Genomic DNA, 1,991 nt, shown 5'->3' with positions numbered 1-1,991 from the left:
GTCCTGACCTACGTGCAGTACCTCTCGCTGGGCATCTTCGCGATGGCAATCATCTTCCGGATCGCGGGCGGGGTGCCCGGCGCGGCCACTGGCCAAGCCTTCGACCTTGAGTGGTTCAACCCCGCCGGTGCGTTCGCCGATCCGGGCGCGGTGGTGCACGGAGCCCTGCTGGCCCTGTTCATCTACTGGGGCTGGGATACCTGCCTCGCGGTGAACGAGGAGACCGAAAACCCTGCCACCACGCCCGGCCGAGGCGCCGTCATTTCCGCGCTTGTCCTCGTGGCGATCTACGTCTCTGTGGCCCTGCTGGTGATGATGTATGCCACGGTGGGCACGGATGGGATTGGGCTGGGCAACGAGGCCAACCAGAACGATGTCTTCCTGGCCATGAAGGACGTGGTCCTGGGCCCCTGGGGCTGGCTGATCGTCGTCGCCGTCCTGGCCTCGGTGCTGTCCTCAACCCAGACCACCATCCTTCCCACGGCCCGCGGCACCTTGTCTATGGGCGTGCACGGAGCCGTGCCGCGCAGGTTCGGCGAGGTCCACCCGCGCAACCAGACGCCGGGGTATTCCACCCAGGTCATGGGTGCCGCGGCCGTCGCCTATTACGTCCTGATGAGTCTCCTGAGCGAGAACCTGCTCGCCGACTCCATCACTTCGATCAGCTTGTTCATCGCGTTCTACTACGCCCTGACCGGCTTCGCGTGCGTCTGGTACTTCCGCTCGACCCTGCGCGGCTCGGCCCGGAACTTCTGGTTCCGCGGCGTCATGCCCCTGCTCGGCGCCCTTATGCTGACTGCGGCATTCTTCGTCTCGGCGGTGCAGATGTGGGATCCGGACTACGGTGATACGCAGATCTTCGGCGTCGGCGGGGCCTTCATCAGCGGCGTGCTGCTCCTGGGGCTGGGCGTGGTGCTGGCCGCCGTCTGCCGTTTCGCGCCGTCCACGCGGGGCTACTTCCTGCAGCACCAGCCCGCCGCCGGCGCGCCCCTGCAGGTGCGGCCGTAGGATGCTGGCATGAGCAACGAAGCTGGCATGAACAATGAGGCCAACCTTTCCGACGTCTCCGATGTCCTGGCCATCGATTCCCTGCTGAGCGCGGAGGAGCGCAGCGTGCGCGAGCGCGTCCGCGATTTCACGAACCAGCGGGTCCGGCCGGGCATCCCCGGCTGGTACGAGGACGCCGTGTTCCCCCTCGAGCTCGCCCCGGAACTTGGCGAGCTCGGCGTGCTCGGCATGCACCTGGAGGGCTACGGCTGCCCGGGCCGTTCCGCCGTCGAATATGGCCTCGCGGCGATGGAACTCGAGGCCGGCGATTCGGGCGTCCGCACGTTCGTCTCCGTGCAGGGCTCCCTCGCCATGACGGCCATCCACAAGTGGGGCTCCGAGGACCAAAAGCAGGAGTGGCTCCCCCGGATGGCCGCCGGCGAACTGATCGGCGCGTTTGCCCTGACCGAGCCCACGGCCGGCTCGGACCCTGCCTCGATGAAGACCTTCGCCCGCCGCGACGGCTCCGGCGATGACGCGGGCTGGATCCTGGACGGCGCGAAACGCTGGATCGGGCTCGCCTCCGTGGCGGGCGTGCTGGTGGTGTGGGCCATGACCGACGACGGCGTGCGCGGCTTCCTCGTCCCTGCCGGCACCGCGGGCGTCACCGCGACGCCGATCGGGCAGAAGCTCTCGATGCGCGCCTCCATCCAGTGCGACATCACGTTCGACGCCGTCCGGCTGGGCCCGGAGGCGCTGCTGCCCGCGGCGCGCGGGCTGAGGGGTCCCTTCTCCTGCCTCAACGAGGCCAGGTACGGGATCGCATGGGGAGCTATGGGCGCCGCGCGGGATTCCTATGAGGCCGCGCTGGCCTACTCCCAGGAGCGGCTGCAGTTCGGCAAGCCGCTGGCCGGGTACCAGCTGACGCAGGAGAAGCTGGTGAACATGGTCCTGGAGATCCAGAAGGGCACACTCCTGGCCCTGCACCTGGGCCGGCTCAAGGA

At 68.4% G+C, this 1,991-nt stretch carries 2 protein-coding genes; both read left to right on the top strand.

The window, feature by feature from the left end; translation table 11 throughout:
* The coding region (locus LQV45_RS28465; RefSeq protein WP_230010316.1) for an APC family permease at positions 1-1,008 on the top strand (1,008 nt) is incomplete at its 5' end.
* 9 nt (positions 1,009-1,017) lie between these two features.
* A partial coding sequence (locus tag LQV45_RS28460) for an acyl-CoA dehydrogenase family protein (protein WP_230010313.1) occupies positions 1,018-1,991 on the top strand: 974 nt, incomplete at its 3' end.

The sequence above is a fragment of the Microbacterium sp. Bi128 genome (assembly GCF_918698205.1).
Note: the sequence above shows the minus strand (reverse complement) of the source record. Positions and strands in the feature narration are given on the sequence as shown.